This window comes from Pseudomonas sp. JL3 (genome assembly GCF_031570575.1).
GTDB lineage: Bacteria > Pseudomonadota > Gammaproteobacteria > Pseudomonadales > Pseudomonadaceae > Aquipseudomonas > Aquipseudomonas cucumis.
In genome coordinates, this window is record NZ_JAKWJK010000019.1 from 23,146 (window position 1) to 42,850 (window position 19,705).

Consider the following 19,705-nt stretch of genomic DNA (forward strand, 5'->3'; position numbering starts at 1 on the left):
GTTCAACTTTGTTTCCGTCCGTGAGCAAAAGTGATGCGAAAGCAGCCGCCGCCTTGGCGTGGTTTGAAGTCTAGGCGGGCCTGATTGCTTTCGCACAGCTCACGGGACAGATAAAGCCCCAGGCCAGTACCCTGGCTGCTGGTGGTGAAGAACGGTTCGAACAAGTGCGAGCGCTGGTCCGGCGCCACGCCGGGGCCATCGTCCAGGACTTCAAGGGTCGGCAGCTGGCTGTCCGTATCAATAAACAACTCGAGCCAGGCCTGCGCCCGATCATGGTTCAGGGCGCTATGACGCCAGGCATTGCGTAACAGATTGTCGAGAATCTGGGTCAGCTGATTCGGATCCATCAGGGTTTTGAAGTCTCCGGAACCGATGTGCAGGTGAATTTGCTGACGTTCGGTCGCCCCTTCGCGGGTTTCAGCGACGAAATGCTCCAGCCACGGTCGCAGATCCAGCCGTTGTGGCACGGTTTGCTGGCGACGGGACAGTTGCAGGACGTTTTCGATTACCCGATTCATTCGCTGAGAGTGGTCTTGAATAATCTGTGTCAGACGCCGATCCGCGCCGTTCAGTTCCTCGGATTCCTGCAGTAACTGCGCGGCATGACTAATGGCGCCCAGTGGATTGCGGATCTCATGAGCAATACCGGCAGTCAGGCGACCGAGGGCGGCGAGTTTCAGTTGCTGGGCCTGTTGGGCGATTTGGGCGAGGTCTTCGAGAAAAACCAGCGTCTGGTGGTGCGGGCTTTGGTCCAGGGCAATAAAGCTTGGTTGCAGCTCCAGCCCATTACTGGCGATTTTCAAGCTTTGCGGGCGCAAAGTCGGATTGTTGAACCACAGTTGGAGCCGCTCGACCAACGGCATCGAGTGGTCGTCGATCAACTGGCCATCGAGTTTTTCCTGGCCCAGCAAGGTCAACGCGCTGTGATTGGCCAGTTGCACACGCCGTTGGTCGTCGAGCACCAAAATGCCTGTGCGCATGCGTTGCAGGATCAGTGCGTTGAGGGCTTCGAGGCCGAGCACTTCGCTGGCCCGCTGCTCGGCGAGGGTTTCGCTGACTTCCAGGCGTCGGATCAAGCCTTGTACCAGCAATGCCGCAGCAAAACACAGGGCGCCGAGGGTGCCGACTTGCAGGTAATCGTTGGGGCTGGCGGGATGGCTGAAGCTCAGTAGGAAACTCAAACCCACGATGCCGAGGGCGCCGACCGCAGCAATCAACAGGCCGATTCGTCCGCGCAGCAGGGTATTGCCGATGGCCACCGACACGATCAGCAAGTTGCCGATGGCGCTGGCGACGCCTCCTGCGGCGTAGAACAGGCCGCACAGCAGCAGGACATCGACCAGCGTCAGGCTGAACAGCTGCGCCGGACGCCGAGTGTTCCCCAGAAAGACCACCAGCAGGATATTCAGCACCAGGTACAACCAGCTGCCATTGCGCAGCAGGTCGTCATTGGCGAACGTCAGCAACTGGTTGTCCATGTTGCTGGAGATCAACAGCACCAGGGTGATGCCGACGCTTAAGCGGTAGAGGTGATAGAGGCGCAGCAGTCGCCGGGCCTGTTTGTTGCCGGGACTGGACGTCTCAGCGATCACTGGAGCCCGGGCCTTGCTCAAGATGAGCCTGGCTGCAATACCACTGTTGTTCAAGTTTGAGCGCGCGGTCGCGGGGCAGATGTACGCCGCAATGAGCGCAACGGACCATGGGTGGAGCGTCTTGCTCTCGCGGCGTGTTGGCGCCCGAAACCGGGGCCTTGAACTTGCGCCAGAGCCATACCGCAGCGGCAATCAGGGCGATCCAGAACAATAAACGAAGCATGGTGAGCTGCTTTTTGACTAATGAATTGGCAGTTTAGCCAAGGACGGGTCAGGCGCACAGCGCAATACGCTCACCCCTGAAATCCGGTAATAAAAAAGGCGCCTCGAAAGGCGCCTTCTCGGCACAACACTCAGCGTCAGTCGAACACGCCAAAGGTCATGTAGCTGAACCACGAGCGGTCGGTGGTATTGGCTTCGGACTCGTGTTCCTCTTCTTCGATCACATCGCCGTTTTCATCTTTAGGCTTGAGCTCGTTCGGAATCGAGTCCTTGGCATCCTGGAACTGCCTCTGCACGTCCTGGTTGGCGCGGGTTTCACCTGGCGGCAACGGCGGACGGGATTCGATCAGGCCCAGGGTGGCCTTGCTCAGCCACGAACGGTTGTCGGCTTCGTCCTTCGAGGGCACGAACTGACCGTCCACCAGGCTTGGGTGGTTCGGGTAGTTGAGCTTCAGGGTTTCGAGGGTGGTTGCGGCCAGTTCGTCCAGGTGCAGACGCTGGTAGGCTTCAGTCATCACCGCCAGGCCGTCACCGACCGAAGGGGTTTCCTGGAAGTTTTCCACCACGTAACGACCACGGTTCGCGGCGGCGACATAGGCCTGACGGGTCAGGTAATAGTCGGCAACGTGAATCTCGTAGGAAGCCAGCAGGTTGCGCAGGTAGATCATGCGCTGCTTGGCATCCGGCGAGTAGCGGCTGTTCGGGAAGCGGCTGGTCAGCTGGGCGAACTCGTTGTAGGAGTCGCGAGCAGCGCCCGGGTCACGCTTGGTCATGTCCAGCGGCAGAAAGCGCGCCAGCAGGCCGACGTCCTGGTCGAAAGAGGTCAGACCCTTGAGGTAGTAGGCGTAATCCACGTTCGGGTGCTGCGGGTGTAGGCGAATGAAACGCTCGGCGGCGGACTTCGCAGCCTCAGGCTCGGCATTCTTGTAGTTGGCGTAGATGAGCTCGAGTTGAGCCTGATCGGCGTAGCGACCGAACGGATAACGCGACTCCAGTGCCTTCAGCTTGGCTGTGGCGCTGGTGTAGCTATTATTGTCCAAGTCGGTCTGCGCCTGCTGGTACAGCTCGACTTCGCTCAGGTTTTCGTCTACGACTTCCTTCGATGAGCAAGCAGCGGTCAATGCGAGGATGGCGATCAGCAGCAGGTGTTTCACTTGCATGGCGGCTTGCGTCCCTATGACGGCCGCTGTCTTGGGCGGGGCCGTCCTGTTATGATGAGCGCCCCGTTGAAAAAGCCTCGGGGCAAAAGACGCCGTATTTAACCACAAGCGCGCAGCCGAAACCAAAGGCTGTGCCGACGCCTAGTCTGAGCATGTCCGATAAAATTGAACTTCGCGCAGAGGTGCCGTCCGAATTGGGCGGCCAACGCCTCGATCAAGTCGCCGCACAATTATTCGCTGAGCACTCGCGCTCGCGCCTTTCCGCCTGGATCAAAGACGGCCGCCTGACTGTGGATGGGGCGGTTATCCGCCCGCGAGACATCGTTCACGGTGGCGCCATTCTTGAGCTGACTGCCGAGCAGGAAGCTCAGGGCGAATGGATCGCTCAAGACATTGAGCTGGATATCGTCTATGAAGACGACGACATCCTGGTGATCAACAAACCTGCGGGTCTGGTGGTGCATCCTGCCGCCGGTCACGCTGACGGCACCTTGCTCAACGCCTTGCTGCACCACGTGCCGGACATCATCAATGTGCCCCGCGCCGGTATCGTGCATCGCCTCGATAAGGACACCACCGGTCTGATGGTGGTGGCCAAGACCATTCAGGCGCAGACACAGCTTGTCACGCAATTGCAGAGCCGCAGCGTCAGCCGGATCTACGAATGCATCGTGATCGGTGTGGTGACTGCCGGCGGCAAGATCAACGCGCCGATCGGTCGTCACGGCCAGCAGCGCCAGCGCATGGCCGTGATGGAAGGTGGCAAGCAAGCCGTCAGCCATTACCGCGTGCTCGAGCGTTTCCGTTCCCACACTCACGTGCGGGTGAAGCTGGAAACCGGGCGTACGCACCAGATTCGCGTGCACATGGCGCACATCAACTACCCGTTGGTCGGAGATCCTGCCTATGGCGGCCGTTTCCGTATTCCGCCGGCCGCCAGTGTGACCATGGTCGAATCCCTGAAGAATTTCCCGCGTCAGGCGCTGCATGCGCGGTTCCTGGAGCTGGATCATCCGACCACCGGTAAACGCATGAGCTGGGAATCGCCACTGCCGGATGACTTCGTCTGGTTGTTGTCGCTGCTCAAGCAAGACCGCGAGGCGTTCATCGGATGAGTGACTGGCTGATTCCCGACTGGCCTGCGCCTGCCGGGGTGAAAGCCTGCGTCACCACCCGTGCGGGCGGCGTCAGTCTGGCGCCGTTCGACAGCCTCAACCTGGGCGATCACGTCGACGACAGCCCCGAAGCTGTCGCCGAAAACCGCCGTCGCCTCACCGATCATTTCTCTATTCAACCAGCCTGGTTAAAGCAGGTTCACGGCATTGTCGTGGCACAAGCGGATCCAGGCCTGGTCGTCACCGCTGACGCCAGCTGGACGGCTACACCCGGTATCGCTTGCACCGCGATGACCGCCGACTGCCTTCCTGCGCTGTTTTGCGACCGTGCCGGCACCCGCGTCGCTGCTGCCCATGCCGGTTGGCGCGGGTTGGCGGCGGGTGTGCTGGAAGCGACCCTCGACAGTCTGGCCGTGCCGCCTGAAGACGTGCTGGTCTGGCTTGGCCCGGCCATTGGCCCACAAGCTTTTGAAGTCGGCCTGGAAGTGCGCGAAACCTTCGTCCAGCAATTGCCTGCAGCCGCCAAAGCCTTTGTACCGAGTCAAAACGCCGGCAAGTTCATGGCCGACATCTATGAGCTGGCGCGTTTGCGCCTGGCCGCTCGCGGTGTAACGGCGGTCTACGGCGGCGGGTTCTGCACCGTGACCGATCCACGTTTCTTTTCTTACCGCCGTAGCTCCCGCACCGGCCGGTTTGCCTCTTTAGTCTGGCTCGAACGCTAGACTTCTCTGATCTACATCAACTGTACGACGCTTGAATCTTCCAGAATCGACCACATCTAGTGAGGTATCTGGCAGGTTTCTTCATTCGGGATGTTTATAGGTCCGGCCTGCTCAAAAGGAAGGTGACCCATGCGTATAGACCGTTTAACCAGCAAGTTGCAGTTAGCCTTGTCCGACGCCCAATCCCTGGCCGTCGGCCTCGATCATCCGGCTATCGAGCCGGCGCATCTGATGCAGGCCATGCTTGAACAACAGGGCGGTTCGATCAAGCCCCTGTTGATGCAGGTGGGGTTCGACGTCAGCAGCTTGCGTAAAGAACTGACCAAAGCACTTGATCAGTTGCCGAAAATCCAGAACCCGACCGGCGATGTGAACATGTCGCAGGATTTGGCGCGCCTGCTCAACCAGGCCGATCGCCTGGCGCAGCAGAAGGGTGACCAATTCATTTCCAGTGAGCTGGTACTGCTCGCCGCGATGGACGAGAACAGCAAGTTGGGCAAATTGCTGCTCGGTCAGGGCGTGAGCAAGAAAGCCCTGGAAAATGCGATCAATAACCTGCGGGGCGGTGAGGCGGTCAATGATGCCAACCAGGAAGAGTCACGCCAGGCGCTGGATAAATACACCATCGACCTGACCAAGCGCGCCGAAGAAGGCAAGCTCGATCCGGTGATCGGCCGTGACGATGAAATTCGCCGGACCATTCAGGTTCTGCAACGCCGCACCAAGAACAATCCGGTGCTGATCGGTGAACCTGGCGTGGGTAAAACCGCCATCGCCGAAGGCCTGGCCCAGCGGATCATCAACGGTGAAGTGCCGGACGGTCTCAAAGGCAGGCGCCTTTTGTCCCTGGATATGGGGGCATTGATTGCCGGTGCCAAGTACCGCGGCGAGTTTGAAGAGCGCCTCAAATCCCTGCTCAACGAACTGTCGAAGCAGGAAGGGCAGATCATTCTGTTCATCGACGAACTGCATACCATGGTCGGCGCCGGTAAGGGCGAAGGCTCGATGGATGCGGGCAACATGCTCAAGCCTGCGTTGGCTCGTGGTGAACTGCACTGCGTCGGCGCAACCACGCTCAACGAGTACCGCCAATATATAGAGAAGGACGCGGCCCTCGAGCGGCGCTTCCAGAAAGTCCTGGTGGACGAGCCGAGCGAAGAAGACACCATCGCCATCCTGCGTGGCCTGAAAGAGCGTTATGAGGTTCACCACAAAGTGGCGATCACCGACGGCGCGATCATCGCCGCGGCCAAGCTCAGTCATCGCTACATCACCGACCGTCAGTTGCCGGACAAAGCCATCGACCTGATTGACGAAGCAGCCAGCCGCATCCGTATGGAAATCGACTCCAAGCCGGAAGTGCTGGACCGTCTCGAGCGTCGTCTGATTCAGCTGAAGGTGGAATCCCAGGCGCTGAAGAAAGAAAGCGACGACGCGGCGAAAAAACGTCTGGAAAAACTGCAGGAAGAAATCGCTCGTCACGAGCGTGAATATTCGGACCTCGAAGAAATCTGGAACTCGGAGAAAGCCGAAGTACAGGGTTCTGCGCAGATCCAGCAGAAAATCGAACAGTCCCGTCAGGAACTGGAAGCCGCGCGCCGGAAGGGCGACTTGAACCGCATGGCCGAGCTGCAATACGGGGTGATCCCAGACCTGGAGCGCAGCCTGCAAATGGTCGATCAGCACGGCAAAAGCGAAAACCAGTTGCTGCGCAGCAAGGTGACAGAAGAAGAGATTGCTGAAGTCGTGTCAAAGTGGACCGGCATTCCGGTATCGAAAATGCTCGAAGGCGAGCGCGAAAAACTGATGAAGATGGAAAGCCTGTTGCACCAACGTGTGATTGGCCAGGACGAAGCGGTGATCGCGGTCTCCAACGCGGTGCGGCGTTCCCGAGCCGGGTTGTCCGACCCGAATCGCCCGAGCGGCTCGTTCATGTTTCTCGGCCCGACCGGTGTCGGCAAAACCGAGCTGTGCAAGGCGCTGGCCGAGTTCCTGTTCGATACCGAAGAGGCGATGGTGCGGATCGATATGTCCGAGTTCATGGAGAAACATTCCGTGGCTCGACTGATTGGCGCGCCACCGGGCTACGTGGGCTATGAAGAGGGCGGTTACCTGACCGAGGCGGTGCGTCGCAAGCCTTATTCGGTGATCCTCCTGGATGAGGTCGAGAAGGCCCACCCGGACGTGTTCAACATTTTGCTGCAAGTGCTCGAAGATGGCCGGTTGACCGACAGCCATGGCCGCACGGTGGATTTCAAAAATACCGTGATCGTCATGACCTCCAACCTCGGTTCGGTGCAGATCCAGGAGCTGGTAGGGGATCGCGAAGCGCAGCGCGCGGCGGTGATGGATGCGATTTCCACACACTTCCGGCCGGAGTTCATCAACCGGGTCGATGAAGTGGTGATTTTCGAGCCGCTGGCCAGGGATCAGATCGCCGGCATTACCGAGATCCAGTTGGGTCGCCTGCGTAGCCGCCTGACCGAGCGCGAGCTGAAGCTCGAACTCAGCCCTGAAGCGATGGATAAGCTGATCGCCGTCGGTTACGACCCGGTCTATGGCGCACGGCCGCTCAAACGGGCGATCCAGCGCTGGATCGAGAACCCGTTGGCACAGCTGATCCTGTCGGGTCGCTTCCTGCCCGGGGAGACCGCCAAAGGTGTGGTGGAGAACGACGAAATCGTTTTTGTCTGATCCACGGCGGCAACAAAATGAAAGAGGCCTCGCATTGCGAGGCCTTTTTTTCGTTAGGCTGTTGAACTCAAAGGAAAAGGCTTGTAAAGTGCGCCCCGCAGTAAGTCGCCCTGAAGGGTTTCTGCTCCCCAAGCAGGAATCTGAAATAAGTTGCAAATCATTAACTTGAAAGCAATTTAGGGGGTTGACAGAGGTGCTTAAGATTGTAGAATAGCGCGCCTCAGACACACGAATGCAGCGATGCGAACGGGTCGAAGAGGTGAAGCATGCTTCACAGTTGTAATTGAAATATGTAGTTCCGTGATAGCTCAGTCGGTAGAGCAAATGACTGTTAATCATTGGGTCCCAGGTTCGAGTCCTGGTCACGGAGCCAATTTCAAACCGGGGTATAGCGCAGTCCGGTAGCGCGCCTGCTTTGGGAGCAGGATGTCAGGAGTTCGAATCCCCTTACCCCGACCATTTTTGGGTCGTTAGCTCAGTTGGTAGAGCAGTTGGCTTTTAACCAATTGGTCGTAGGTTCGAATCCCACACGACCCACCATTTTTGAAACCAGTTAACGCTGGAATCGAATCTTAAGATCAGACGCCAAAAGCTCTGTTCGCAGAAGGCGCCTTTCAAAGGTGCCTTTTTTTTACCGGGGTATAGCGCAGTCCGGTAGCGCGCCTGCTTTGGGAGCAGGATGTCAGGAGTTCGAATCCCCTTACCCCGACCATATTAAAAATCCTCGTATCGAAAGATACGGGGATTTTTTTTGCCTGCTGTAAAGGCAAAAAGCCCCGCTTCTCGATGGAGAGGCAGGGCTTGGGCCTTCAGAGGCTTAACTATTGTCTTTCAAGTGCTCGAACAAACCCTTTGGCATTTTTTTGCCATTGGCTTCGTAGTTGGCTTTCACGTTATCGAAAGCCTCTTGTTCGTCGATTTGGCCGTCATGGTTGGTGTCGATCTTGTCGAAGTCAGCCTTGGGTGCGACTTTCAAAAATTCCGCGCGGGATACTTTGCCGTCATCATCGGTATCGGTTTTGGCCATCGAGGCATCGCCGCACTTGCCTTCACCACATTTACCTTCAGGCGTCTTTACGACCTGGTCGGCCGAGGCCAGCAGGTAGCCCTGAGTCAGCGGCTGCGAAGCGAATACGGAACCAGACAACATCATGCCTCCGGCCAGGACGGCGCCAAGCAGGCCAACGGTGTTTTTGCTGAGAGTAGTAGTACGGGACATTACAAATCTCCTGGGTTGCACAACACAACCGCTCGATAAAGAACGCCACATGAGCGCGGCGAGGACCGAAGCAGGCGGTGCCTTGCTCGGGTGTGGCCATTTAGCGGGCGTGGTGTATCGCTACTGTGTCGTGGAGCGCAGAGTTTGTAAGCGAAGGGGTGGAATCAGTGGGGGAGATACAGTGAGACACAGATCTGCAGGGCGATGAATAAAAAATGTGGGAGCGGGCTTGCTCGCGAAAGCGGCATCACAGACAACATCTAGGTTGAAAGTACTGGCCCCTTCGCGAGCAAGCCCGCTCCGTGTGTTAATGCAGCTTCAACCGCGGCTCAGTCCCGCGCCCAATCTTGCTGCCCAGCATCAACATCGCCGTGCGGAATGCGCCATACAGCGCCATCTGGTGCATGCGATACAGAGACACATAAAACATCCGTGCCAGCCAGCCCTCGAGCATCACGCTGCCGGTCAGGTTGCCCATCAAGTTACCCACAGCCGAAAAACGCGACAGCGAAATCAGCGAACCGTAATCGGTGTATTTGTATTCCGGCAAGGATTTGCCTTCGATCCGCAGTTTCAGCGATTTGGCCAGCAACGAAGCTTGCTGGTGCGCGGCCTGGGCGCGCGGCGGCACATTGCGGTCGGTGCCCGGTTGTGGGCAGGCCGCGCAGTCACCGAAGGCGAAGATGTTCTCGTCGCGGGTGGTTTGCAGTGTGGGCAACACTTGCAGTTGATTGATGCGGTTGGTTTCCAGGCCATCGATGTCCTTGAGGAAACCTGGGGCACGAATCCCGGCGGCCCAGACTTTCAGGCTCGCATTGATCACTTTGCCGTCGGCGGTAATCAGGCTGTCTGCCGTCACTTCGCTGACCGCAGCATTGGTCATCACGTTGACTCCGAGTTTCTCCAGGGTTTTATGCACAGGCCCGCCGATTCGTTCCGGCAGGGCAGGGAGCACCCGTGGTCCGGCTTCTATCAGGGTGATGTGCATGTTTTCCGGTTTGATTCGGTCCAGGCCGTAGGCCGCGAGTTCGTGGGCGGCGTTATGCAGTTCCGCTGCCAATTCGACCCCGGTGGCACCGGCGCCGACGATCGCTACGCTAATTTGCTCGACTTTGTCGGTCTGCCCGGCGTGGGCGCGCAGGTAGTGATTGAGCAGTTGCTGATGGAAGCGCTCGGCCTGTTTGCGGGTATCGAGGAACAAGCAGTGCTGCGCCGCGCCCTGTGTGCCGAAATCGTTGGTGGTGCTGCCGACGGCAATCACCAGCGAGTCGTAAGCTACTTCGCGCGCCGGCACCAGTTCCAGACCGGCCTCGTCGTAGGTGGCGGCCAGCTGGATCTTCTTCTGTGCGCGATCGAGCCCGCTCATGCGCCCCAGCTGGAACTCGAAGTGGTTCCATTTTGCCTGGGCAACATAGTTGAGTTCGTCTTCGGAAGAGTTCAGGGAACCTGCCGCCACTTCGTGCAACAGCGGTTTCCAGATGTGGGTCAGGTTCGCGTCGACCAGCATCACACTGGCCGTGCCGCGCTTGCCCAGAGTTTTACCCAGACGGGTAGCCAACTCCAGACCGCCGGCGCCGCCGCCAACGATGACAATACGATGAGTCATGGGGATATCTCGCAAGGCTAAAAGAAATCGGTGCAATTACCCGAGCGAGCGCGATGCAGCTCATAGCGTCAGGTAACTGATAAGTCGGCTCAACAGGCCTAAACCAATGGTCACTGCCAACACCACCACCAGGAGCATCCACGGCCGAAAAGGCCGGCGCTCGACTTGGTGCTGGGACAGGTGCAGGTACTCTTCGACATGCTTCTGGTCGTCCGGGTTCAGGCGGCTGGTCATATTGGGCCTCGTCAGGTAGACGTTGCTGAATGTTTAGAAGCTACAGGGCTTTTATCCTGGGTTGAACGGAGCATAGCCGCTGTCCGGAATCGGCTCGACATTCACCCTGTCGTCCAGGCGAATGATGCCACTTTGTAGCACTCGGGCAGTGATTCCGCCATGTCCGCGAACAGCCTGAAAGGTCCCGGGGCCGAGGTTGTTTTCGAGACGTGCGCAGGGTTGGCACCAGCCGCTGGTTTCAAAAATCGCCTGGCCGATCCTGAAACGCCGGCCCTTGAGGCTGAACAGGTTGATGCCGCTGACGACGATATTGCGCCGCAGATCCTGAGGTCGCACCGGTTGATCGTCGGGGCGGCCCATCAGCGAATTGATGACGGCCAGGTGTTCCCACTGAATCAACGTCACCTGCCGCGCATTGCGCACACCGGGCCGGGCATGATCACCGGTCAACCCGGCCTCGAGCCGCGCTTCTACGGCATCAAGTTCGATCATCGGCGAGCGCGATTGCGGTCGCACACCGATCCAGCGCACACGGCCTTGTTGCGGTACTTCGGCGATCAGCTCCTGCAATGGACTCACAGGCTGATTCCGACATCGAAAACGATGCTGCGCCCCAGATTGCTGCGCAAGAAATCCGGGGCATCCGGATGGGCGAATAACACTCGGGCGAAGGTCGGGCCGACCAGCGACAACGAGCGCCAGCCCTGACGCAGATACTCGGTGGGCGGCGGAAAGTGGCTGTTGAGGTCCAGTACTTCGCGCTTGAGGCTGGCGAAGGCGATGATGTCCAGCTCCCCCAAATCCATGCCCCTCTCTTGGTAGTTATGGGCTTTTTTACGCAAGGTCGGCGCCAGTCTCAGCAGAAATTCATTGGCCGGGATGCGCCGGGGCTTGGCCTCGCGGCGCACCAGTTGGCTCAGGGAAAACGCGCTGCGCCGACGTTGCAGTTCGTCGCGCCATTCGTCGTTGAGGCGCCGGCCTTCGTCGAGCACGAAAAATACCTCGAAATTCGCGTCGCGGAACAACACGTCCGGCGGCTCTCCGGCGGGGGCAAATTCGTCGGCGCGATAGGGAATGTTCAGGCCTTGCAGCAGGCGCTGGCAAACCCAACGCTCACGCTCCCATTTGCGGGCATTGGACAGGAACGTATTGGCTTGCTCGGCCGCAATGGTCAGCAGGCGTAAATAATCTGAGTCATCCATAGGCCCAAGCTTAGCGTTCATTTGCGACAAGCAGAAAGCGTGAAATGGTAAACGCAGGCCTGGGCACCCGGAACGGGCGGTGTAGACTGATGGCTATTACGCCTATGCGCTCGAATGAGGAGTGGAACTTGAAATATTGGCCGGTGTTATTGCTCAGTCTTCTGCCGCTTTGGGCCCAGGCGCTGGAGGTTGGCGAGCGCCTGGCGCCGTGGACCTTACTTGATCAGTTCGATCGGGCTTTCACGCTCGATAACCAGACTCAGACGCTGTTGGTGGCGCGCAGCATGGACGCCGCTAAACTGGTCGGCGCCGCTCTGCAAGACCAGCCCAAGGGCTACCTGGAGGCTCGGCACGCGGTATTTGTCGCGGACATCCAGCGCATGCCTCGACTGATCGCGAAGATGTTCGCAGTACCGGCTATGCGCGATTATCCCTATCGAGTGATGCTTGACCGTGATGGTCGCGTGGCGCCGCGCTACCCCGGGGCCGTGGATAAAGTGCTGTGGCTGCAGCTCAAGGACGGGCAATTGGTGGGGAAGCACGAATACGCCACGGCGGCACAATTGCGTGAGGCGCTGGAGAAGGCCCTGCCATGATTGGCGCATGCCTATGGGCGTTCACGCTGCTGTAGCCTGTCCATGTTGTGTTTTATGACATCCATCACCGCAGCGGTCATCACTGAGGTGGAGACACCAAACATCAGGATTCCGTTGGCTGCCTCCAATGGGCCAAGCAGACGCCAGCGAGGGGACATGACGATGTCGCCGTAGCCTAGCGTGGCGAAGTTGACCGCCGAGTGATACATCGCGATGGCGAATTCGTCGAATTCGTTGAGCAGCATGAACAGCGTGGCCCAGATGGCGATCTGCACGAAATTACTCAGTAACATCAGCAGCATCACCATCGACAACAACAGGATATTCAGCCATTGCGTTTCAGGCGGTTTGGAATGCCTGAAATGCACGTATTGACGCAGGCATATGGTCACGAAAATGGCTTGCAGTACCAGGCAGAACAACATCACGGGAAGGCCGGCCAGTAGATTCAACAGCATGGGAATTTCCTCGGCCGTCGTGTCAGGTCTGTCCCTGGTTGTCTGGCCCGGGCCCTTGCACTTGATCCACCCATTCCCAGAACAGCTGATAGCCGACCGCGAGTATCACAGGGCCGATAAACAGGCCGAGGATACCGCCCGTGACCATGCCGCCCAAGGCACCGATCAACACCACTGGCATCGGTACATCGACACCGCGACCCAGCAGCAGCGGTTTGAGGACGTTATCGACCAAGCCCGCGATGAACACATAAATGGCAAACACAATGGTCGCCGTACTGGCCCCTTCGCTCATGAAAACAAAGACGATGACTGGAAGGGTAATCAGGGTCGCCGGTAATTGCATGATGCCAAGCAGCAGCACCGCCAAGGCGAGAAGACCGGCGCCGGGGACGCCCATGAACACAAAGCCGATGCCCACCAACAGCATCTGAATGAACGCGATGCCGACCACCCCCAACGCCACTGCCCGGATGGTGGCGGTGCACAGGTCGGCGATTTTCGGCCCGTTGATCGGACCGCTGAAGCGCGTAACGATTCGCACCGCGCTGCGGTGGCCGCTTTCTCCATACGCTAAAAAAATACCGGCAATGATCAGGGCGACGATGAATAAAAGGAGCCCCATGCTGACACCCGCAAGCTTGCTCAGCAGGGAGAGGCTGACGCCTTTGATCTGCGGTATGAATTTCTGCGCCAGATGGGGCAGGTCAGTGGTCGCTTGTGCCCATAAGTTATAAAGAGGTTCTCCCACCAGTGGCCAACTGGCTACCGTGGCGGACGGTGGCGGAATATGGAAACTGTCGGTTTTGACCATGGTCATGACCCTTCCCACGGATTCCGCAAGCGAGGCTCCCAACAAATAGACAGGCACCATAAGAATACTGATGACGATCAATACGATCAGTGTCGCGGTGATCCCGTCCTTGTTTCCCAGTTTGCCTTTGAACCTGACTTGCAAGGGGTAGAGGGTGATCGCCAGGATCACCGACCACAGCATCAGATCCAGGAACGGGCTGAATATCTGAAAGCAGAACATCACCAGGACGGCAACCAGTCCGGCACGAATCAGTACATCGAGCAGGTCTCGGGAAAAAACCTTTTCAAGAGTGGATATGGGAACCATTGATTACCTCCTGTAGAGAGTGGCAAAGGCATGCGTTCGGTAAGCCACGGGCGAGCCGGTAAACATGGAAACATTGATAAAAACCCGTCGCTGAGTGTCTCCATGCCACTCAGCGATCCTCGTCCTCCCAATCCACCGGATGAATCATCAGATAGCTGTCGACTGCAGTGCCTATTGTTGGAAAGAACGCCGATTCGCCAAGCCGCGCGAAAAGCCCGAATCGCTTCAGCTTGTCCTTGACCGGGTCCTTCATCTCGGCCACGCACAACTTGATGCCCGCCGCGTGCAAGGTTTCGTCCAGCTCAGCCAACATGTCGGCCGAGGTCACGTCCACGCTGGTGACGGGTTCCGCCGCAACGACCAGCCAGCGCACTGGCGTAGGCGATGCCGCCACGGCGTCCAGCACTCGGTCATGGAACAACTCGGCGTTGGCGAAAAACAACGGCGCATCCCAGCGAAACAGCACTAGGCCGGGTACAAGGCGCGCGTCGGGATAGCGCTTGATGTCGTGATAACCCTTGACGCCTTCCGCGCGTCCCAGAACGGCAGAGTAAGGGCGCCAGCCATCCCACAGAAATTCGATGACGGCGATCACAATGGCCAGGCCGATGCCCTCAATCGCACCCAGCACGGCTACGCCGACGGTGCAGACGATTGACAGCCAGAACTCCCAACGCTGGATTCGATAAATGCGTCGCAGGTCGGTGACCTCAATCAGGCCGATGGCGGATGCGATCACTACCGCAGCCAGTGCGCTGGTGGGTAAATCCTTCAGCAGGTCCGGCGCCACCACTAGCAATAAGGCGACGGCAACCGCGCCGATGACTCCGGTCAGCTGGGTTTTGGCGCCTGCGGCCTCGGCCACGGGCGTACGTGACGAACTGCTGCAGATCGGAAAACCCTGAAAAAATCCGGCGGCCAGGTTGGTGACGCCCAGGCCCACCATCTCCTGGTTCGGGTCCACATAGGTACGGCTCCGCGCCGCATAGACACGTGAGAGCACGCTGGTATCGGCGAATGAAACCAGGGCAACAGCGAAACCGCCGATCAGGACGGGGACGATGTCGGCCCTGGTGATCCAGGGGATGTCGAACGCAGGCAAGCCTTGTGGAAGAGAGCCGAGGACTGATATTCCAGCGCTCTCTGCAAGGTCCAGCACCCCCACGACGATGGTCGCTCCCACCACGGCGATCAGAATGCTCGGTACGCGCTTGTTGCCCTTGAACAGCAGAATCACGGCCAGGGTGGCTGCACCGACCATGAAGGCGGTCCAGTTGGTTTTCCCCTCCATGATCGCTGTAGCGATGGCCCACAGGTTTCTCAACGGGCCGTCGGATTCAATTGAAAAACCGAGAAGTTTGGGCAGTTGGCTGATCAATACTGTCAGCGCGATTCCGTTCATGTACCCGTAGCGGATCGGTTTGGAAAGAAGCTCCGTGACAAAGCCCAGGCGCGCTATGCCGGCCAGGATGCACACTACCCCCGATACGATCGCCATCATGCTCGCAAGGGCGATGGCACGACGCGGATCACCGCCGGACAGTGGCAGCACGACGGCGAGAATAACGGCAGCCAGCGAGGAATCCGGCCCCAGCACCAGAATTCGGCTGGGTCCGAACAGCGCATAAGCGAGCAGCGGAACGATGGTCGCGTAAAGGCCATAGATGCCGGGTACGCCCGATGCCACTGCGTAGGCGATGCCGACGGGCACCAGCATCGTGGTCAGCACCAGTCCGGCCACGAAGTCGTGCCGCAACCAGGCAATTTTGTATCCACGTAGCGTGCGCAGTCCCGGCAGCCAGCGGCTCCAACTGGTTTTATCGTCGCTGGTTTCCCGATGGGCAATCCGGCCGGGTTCCGGGACGGGAGACGAAGAATCCGAATCGCTCATAGGACTGTGGCCCTTTGGTGTACAGCGCAGATCCGCTTGAACGTGCCGGTCAGAATTTTTCTGGAATTCGCCGCAGCGGATAATTCGGTTCACGATAGCCGCCTGATTTCTGCCGCTTGGGCAAAACCACCTTCTCGCGCGGTACATTCTTGTACGGAATGCGACTGAGCAAATCAGAGATGATGTTGAGGCGGGCCCGCTTCTTGTCGTTCGAGTTGGCCACAAGCCACGGAGCATGATCGGTGTCGGTCGCCTTGAACATGTCGTCACGTGCGCGCGAGTAGTCATACCAGCGGCTGTATGACTTGAGATCCATCGGCGTCAGTTTCCAGATTTTTCGGCCATCCTTGATCCGCGCCTCGAGCCGGCGGGTTTGCTCCTCTTCGCTGACTTCCAGCCAATACTTGAACAGCATTACACCCGAGTCGACCATCATGCGTTCCATGAGAGGGGCCAGGCTCAGGAAACGGGTCACTTGCTGATCGGTACAAAATCCCATCACACGCTCGACCCCTGCGCGGTTGTACCAACTGCGATCGAAGATCACCACTTCGCCAGCCGCTGGCATGTGCGCCATGTAGCGCTGCATATACATCTGGCTCTTCTCGCGCTCGGTCGGTGCCGGCAACGCCACGACCCGAAAGACACGCGGGCTCACCCTCTCGGTGATCGCCTTGATCGTCCCACCCTTGCCGGCGCCGTCACGTCCCTCGAAGACGATACAGATCTTGATGCCCTTTTCTTTCACCCATTCCTGCAACTTGACCAGTTCGACATGCAATTGGCGTAACTGCTCAAGATAGGCTTTGTTCTTCAGTTTCAACGGTTCAGCGGAGTTACTTTTAACAGGGGTTTTCTTCTTGTCCTTTGCCATGACCCAAGCCTCACAAATGCCAGTCGCTGACTATCGATAGATAGACCCTGCAGGTGCAGCTATCAGCCTGCAGATTGAGCATTGCTTCGAGCAAAACTGGCGTCAGTCGTGGACGGCCCCTCTGCTCTTGACGTTCAACTCCATTACCACCGCGTGAGTCTAGTCCATGAATCAACCCTCTACAGGGTTGCTACAGGCTCTTGGAGCACGCCTCACCCCACGCCCGGTTCAGGGCATTGCACAAAACGGATAGCGATCTGCGCAAAGCGGCTATTGCCCCGTGTCTGGCATCTCTACCCTCGGCTGTACGGACGTTAGCCGCGTTACCGACTCTTAAAAAAACAACAACAAGAGATAGATGCCATGCGCAAGATCAACGTACATGAGGTTATCGACAACGCTCGATTCAACCGCTTTCACTGGATGGTGCTGTTCTGGTGCGCCCTGATCATCATTTTCGACGGATACGATTTGGTGATTTACGGCGTGGTGTTGCCGATGCTGATGAAAGAGTGGGGGCTCAGTCCCTTGCAAGCCGGCGCACTGGGAAGTTATGCACTGTTCGGGATGATGTTCGGCGCGCTGTTTTTCGGCCCGTTGTCGGACAAAATCGGTCGCAAGAAAGCCATCACCCTGTGCGTGATGCTCTTCAGCGGTTTTACCGTGCTCAATGGTTTTGCCCGTAACCCCACCGAGTTTGGCCTCTGTCGGTTCATTGCCGGGCTGGGCATTGGCGGGGTGATGCCCAACGTCGTGGCGCTGATGAACGAGTACGCGCCGAAGAAAATCCGCAGCACGCTGGTGGCGATCATGTTCAGCGGTTACTCGGTGGGCGGCATGCTCTCGGCGGGGCTCGGCATTGTGTTGATCCCGAGTTTCGGCTGGCAGTCAGTGTTTTACGTGGCTGTGCTGCCGTTGCTGTTGTTGCCGTTGATTATGTACTTCCTGCCCGAGTCGGTGGGTTTCATGCTGCGTCAGGGGCGCGATGAAGAGGCGCGTAACGTTCTGGAACGGGTTGACCCGGCTTACGTCGCGCTCGCCAGCGACGAGTTGCACATGAGCGAAGTGAAGGGCACCGGCACCCCCGTGTTGCAACTGTTCCGTGAGGGCCGTGCGCTGCGCACGCTGATGCTGTGGCTGGCATTTTTCTGCTGCTTGTTGATGGTCTACGCCTTGAGTTCCTGGCTGCCGAAACTGATGGCCAACGCCGGTTACAGCCTGGGCTCGAGTCTGTCGTTCCTGCTGGTGCTCAACTTCGGTGCCATTTTCGGCGCGGTCGGCGGCGGGGTGCTGGGCGACAAGCTCAACCTGCCGCGCGTGCTGGCGGTGTTTTTCGTCATTGCTGCGGCATCGATCACCTTGCTGGGCTTCAACAGTCCGATGCCGGTGTTGTACCTGCTGATTGCCCTTGCTGGCGCCACCACCATCGGCTCGCAGATTCTGTTGTACGCCTGCGCTGCGCAGTTCTATTCCATGACCATTCGCTCCACCGGTTTGGGCTGGGCGTCAGGCATCGGCCGCAACGGCGCGATCGTCGGCCCATTGCTGGGCGGTGCCTTGCTGGGGATCAGCCTGCCGCTGCAACTGAACTTCATGGTGTTTGCCTTGCCCGGTGCGGTGGCCGCCCTCGCCATGACGGTGTTCGCCATCAGCAGCCAGCGCAGTGCCAAGCAAACACTACCGGGCCTGCATCACGTATCGCCTGATGAGGCTGTCGGCGAGGTTTCATGAAAGCGTTATTCCAGGACTTTTCCCTGTCGGCTGCCGTCGCCGGATTTATCGCCACGGTGATTTCCTACGCAGGCCCGTTGGTGATCATCTTTCAGGCCGCCGAGAGCGCGCACCTCTCGCGGGACGTGTTGTCGTCCTGGGTCTGGGCGATTTCCATCGGCAGCGCCGTGCTCGGCATCGGTTTGAGCTTGCGTTACCGAGTTCCGGTGATCATCGCGTGGTCGGCACCGGGCTCGGCGTTGCTGGTGGCGTTGTTGCCGGGAATCCCCATGCCGGAGGCGGTGGGCGCTTATCTGGTCAGCAGCCTGATTATTTTCCTGGTCGGCGTGTCGGGGGCGTTTGACCGGATCATCGGCAAACTGCCCGCAGCGATTGCGGCGGCGATGCTGGCGGGGATTCTGTTCAGCTTCGGCACTGGGTTGTTCGTCTCGTTGCAAGGCAAGCCGCTGCTGGTGCTGGCGATGTTTGCCACGTACCTGATCTGCAAGCGGGTGATGCCGCGCTATGCGGTGTTGATGGTGCTGCTGGTGGGTTGTTCGATTGCGTTTCTTGCCGGTGATTTGCACCGCGAAGCGCTGGTGATCGGTTTGGCCACGCCGGTATGGATTACCCCCGTGTTCAGCCTGAGCGCGATCCTGAATGTCGCCTTGCCGCTGGTGATGGTGGCGCTGACCGGCCAGTTTGTTCCCGGCATGGCGGTGCTGCGTGCCAGCGGCTACACAACGCCGGCCGGCCCGATTATCGCCAGCAGCGCGTTGGGCACTGCGCTGTTGGCGCCGTTTGGTTGTCACGGGTTGAATCTGGCGGCGATTACCGCGGCCATTTGTACCGGTCGCGAGGCCCATGAAGATCCGGGCAAACGCTATGTGGCCGGGGTCGTGGGCGGGCTGTGTTACCTGGTGCTGGGGATCTTCGGCGCCACGCTGGTTTCGTTGTTTTCGGCGTTCCCCAAGGAACTGATCGCGGCCCTGGCCGGGCTGGCGCTGTTTGCGGCGATAGCCGGGGCGTTGGCCGGCGCAATGGCGGTGCCGAGTGATCGCGAAGCCGCGCTGGTGACCTTTCTCACCACCGCCTCGGGCATGTCGCTGTTTGGTTTGTCCGCCGCTTTTTGGGGATTGATTTTCGGCATGGTCACACACGTGCTGTTGAGTGCCCGGCGGCCTGCGCCGGCGACTCAAGCCACCCCTGCGCAGGAGGTGGCGCGCTGACCGAGTAAGTAATCGCAACCCCGATCCATATCCGTTTTCACTATCCCCAGCGGCGAAT

At 58.8% G+C, this 19,705-nt stretch carries 18 protein-coding genes and 4 tRNA genes; 10 read left to right on the forward strand and 12 right to left on the reverse strand.

Features of this window, described 5'->3' with window-relative positions:
- Positions 1–2: 2 nt before the first annotated feature.
- The 3 genes from MMG91_RS24610 to MMG91_RS24620 form a co-directional block, all read right to left on the reverse strand.
- A complete protein-coding gene (locus tag MMG91_RS24610) occupies positions 3–1,592 on the reverse strand; it encodes a PAS domain-containing sensor histidine kinase (protein WP_305503341.1) in 1,590 nt (529 codons plus the stop codon).
- A complete protein-coding gene (locus MMG91_RS24615) occupies positions 1,582–1,815 on the reverse strand; it encodes a PP0621 family protein (protein WP_305446949.1) in 234 nt (77 codons plus the stop codon). The genes MMG91_RS24610 and MMG91_RS24615 overlap by 11 nt, the downstream gene beginning before the upstream one ends.
- 136 nt (positions 1,816–1,951) lie before the next feature.
- Positions 1,952–2,974: an outer membrane protein assembly factor BamD gene (locus tag MMG91_RS24620; RefSeq protein ID WP_305446948.1), complete on the reverse strand. Its 1,023-nt coding sequence runs from the start codon at positions 2,972–2,974 to the stop codon at positions 1,952–1,954.
- Between the two features lie 152 nt (positions 2,975–3,126).
- Between MMG91_RS24620 and rluD the strand changes: the two genes are divergently transcribed.
- The 7 genes from rluD to MMG91_RS24655 all read left to right on the forward strand — a co-directional run bounded on the left by rluD (position 3,127) and on the right by MMG91_RS24655 (position 8,217).
- Positions 3,127–4,089 (forward strand): 23S rRNA pseudouridine(1911/1915/1917) synthase RluD, encoded by a 963-nt coding sequence (rluD, locus tag MMG91_RS24625; protein ID WP_007901932.1) that lies wholly within the window; start codon positions 3,127–3,129, stop codon positions 4,087–4,089.
- Positions 4,086–4,811, forward strand: a complete 726-nt coding sequence (gene pgeF / locus MMG91_RS24630; protein ID WP_310660977.1) for a peptidoglycan editing factor PgeF — start codon at positions 4,086–4,088, stop codon at positions 4,809–4,811. Before rluD ends, pgeF begins: the two co-directional genes overlap by 4 nt.
- A gap of 129 nt (positions 4,812–4,940) precedes the next feature.
- Entirely contained in the window at positions 4,941–7,505 is a 2,565-nt protein-coding gene (gene clpB, locus MMG91_RS24635) for an ATP-dependent chaperone ClpB (protein ID WP_310660978.1), read from the forward strand.
- A 297-nt stretch (positions 7,506–7,802) separates the two neighbouring features.
- A tRNA-Asn gene (locus tag MMG91_RS24640) sits at positions 7,803–7,878 on the forward strand.
- A gap of 9 nt (positions 7,879–7,887) precedes the next feature.
- Positions 7,888–7,964: transfer RNA gene (locus MMG91_RS24645), tRNA-Pro, on the forward strand.
- Between the two features lie 5 nt (positions 7,965–7,969).
- A tRNA-Lys gene (locus MMG91_RS24650) sits at positions 7,970–8,045 on the forward strand.
- A gap of 95 nt (positions 8,046–8,140) precedes the next feature.
- Positions 8,141–8,217 (forward strand) — tRNA-Pro (locus MMG91_RS24655).
- A gap of 105 nt (positions 8,218–8,322) precedes the next feature.
- Here the strand turns inward: MMG91_RS24655 and MMG91_RS24660 are convergent.
- The 5 genes from MMG91_RS24660 to MMG91_RS24680 all read right to left on the reverse strand — a co-directional run bounded on the left by MMG91_RS24660 (position 8,323) and on the right by MMG91_RS24680 (position 11,766).
- A complete protein-coding gene (locus tag MMG91_RS24660) occupies positions 8,323–8,724 on the reverse strand; it encodes an EF-hand domain-containing protein (protein WP_305446945.1) in 402 nt (133 codons plus the stop codon).
- A gap of 307 nt (positions 8,725–9,031) precedes the next feature.
- Positions 9,032–10,330, reverse strand: coding sequence for an NAD(P)/FAD-dependent oxidoreductase (locus MMG91_RS24665; RefSeq protein ID WP_305446944.1), 1,299 nt, complete (start codon positions 10,328–10,330; stop codon positions 9,032–9,034).
- A gap of 60 nt (positions 10,331–10,390) precedes the next feature.
- Complete coding sequence (locus tag MMG91_RS24670) at positions 10,391–10,564, reverse strand: DUF3094 domain-containing protein (protein WP_007938396.1); 174 nt, start codon at positions 10,562–10,564, stop codon at positions 10,391–10,393.
- A 51-nt stretch (positions 10,565–10,615) separates the two neighbouring features.
- Positions 10,616–11,143, reverse strand: a complete 528-nt coding sequence (locus MMG91_RS24675) for an MOSC domain-containing protein (RefSeq protein WP_123721410.1) — start codon at positions 11,141–11,143, stop codon at positions 10,616–10,618.
- Positions 11,140–11,766, reverse strand: coding sequence for a DUF1780 domain-containing protein (locus tag MMG91_RS24680; RefSeq protein ID WP_052967624.1), 627 nt, complete (start codon positions 11,764–11,766; stop codon positions 11,140–11,142). Before MMG91_RS24680 ends, MMG91_RS24675 begins: the two co-directional genes overlap by 4 nt.
- 128 nt (positions 11,767–11,894) lie before the next feature.
- Between MMG91_RS24680 and MMG91_RS24685 the strand changes: the two genes are divergently transcribed.
- Positions 11,895–12,362 (forward strand): FAD/FMN-containing dehydrogenase, encoded by a 468-nt coding sequence (locus MMG91_RS24685; RefSeq protein WP_310661007.1) that lies wholly within the window; start codon positions 11,895–11,897, stop codon positions 12,360–12,362.
- 11 nt (positions 12,363–12,373) lie between these two features.
- Here the strand turns inward: MMG91_RS24685 and MMG91_RS24690 are convergent, their stop codons facing one another.
- The 4 genes from MMG91_RS24690 to ppk2 form a co-directional block, all read right to left on the reverse strand.
- Positions 12,374–12,820, reverse strand: coding sequence for a potassium channel family protein (locus MMG91_RS24690; RefSeq protein ID WP_305446941.1), 447 nt, complete (start codon positions 12,818–12,820; stop codon positions 12,374–12,376).
- A 22-nt stretch (positions 12,821–12,842) separates the two neighbouring features.
- Complete coding sequence (locus tag MMG91_RS24695; protein ID WP_310660979.1) at positions 12,843–13,943, reverse strand: AI-2E family transporter; 1,101 nt, start codon at positions 13,941–13,943, stop codon at positions 12,843–12,845.
- A 109-nt stretch (positions 13,944–14,052) separates the two neighbouring features.
- Positions 14,053–15,834, reverse strand: coding sequence for a sulfate permease (locus MMG91_RS24700; protein WP_310661008.1), 1,782 nt, complete (start codon positions 15,832–15,834; stop codon positions 14,053–14,055).
- 49 nt (positions 15,835–15,883) lie between these two features.
- On the reverse strand, positions 15,884–16,708 hold the full coding sequence (gene ppk2 / locus MMG91_RS24705) for a polyphosphate kinase 2 (RefSeq protein ID WP_310660980.1): 825 nt from the start codon (positions 16,706–16,708) through the stop codon (positions 15,884–15,886).
- A 363-nt stretch (positions 16,709–17,071) separates the two neighbouring features.
- Here ppk2 and MMG91_RS24710 point away from each other — a divergent pair, with 363 nt between their 5' ends.
- Positions 17,072–18,439, forward strand: a complete 1,368-nt coding sequence (locus MMG91_RS24710) for an MFS transporter (RefSeq protein WP_310660981.1) — start codon at positions 17,072–17,074, stop codon at positions 18,437–18,439.
- Positions 18,436–19,647 (forward strand): benzoate/H(+) symporter BenE family transporter, encoded by a 1,212-nt coding sequence (locus MMG91_RS24715; protein WP_310660982.1) that lies wholly within the window; start codon positions 18,436–18,438, stop codon positions 19,645–19,647. The genes MMG91_RS24710 and MMG91_RS24715 overlap by 4 nt, the downstream gene beginning before the upstream one ends.
- The last annotated feature ends 58 nt before the right edge of the window (positions 19,648–19,705 follow it).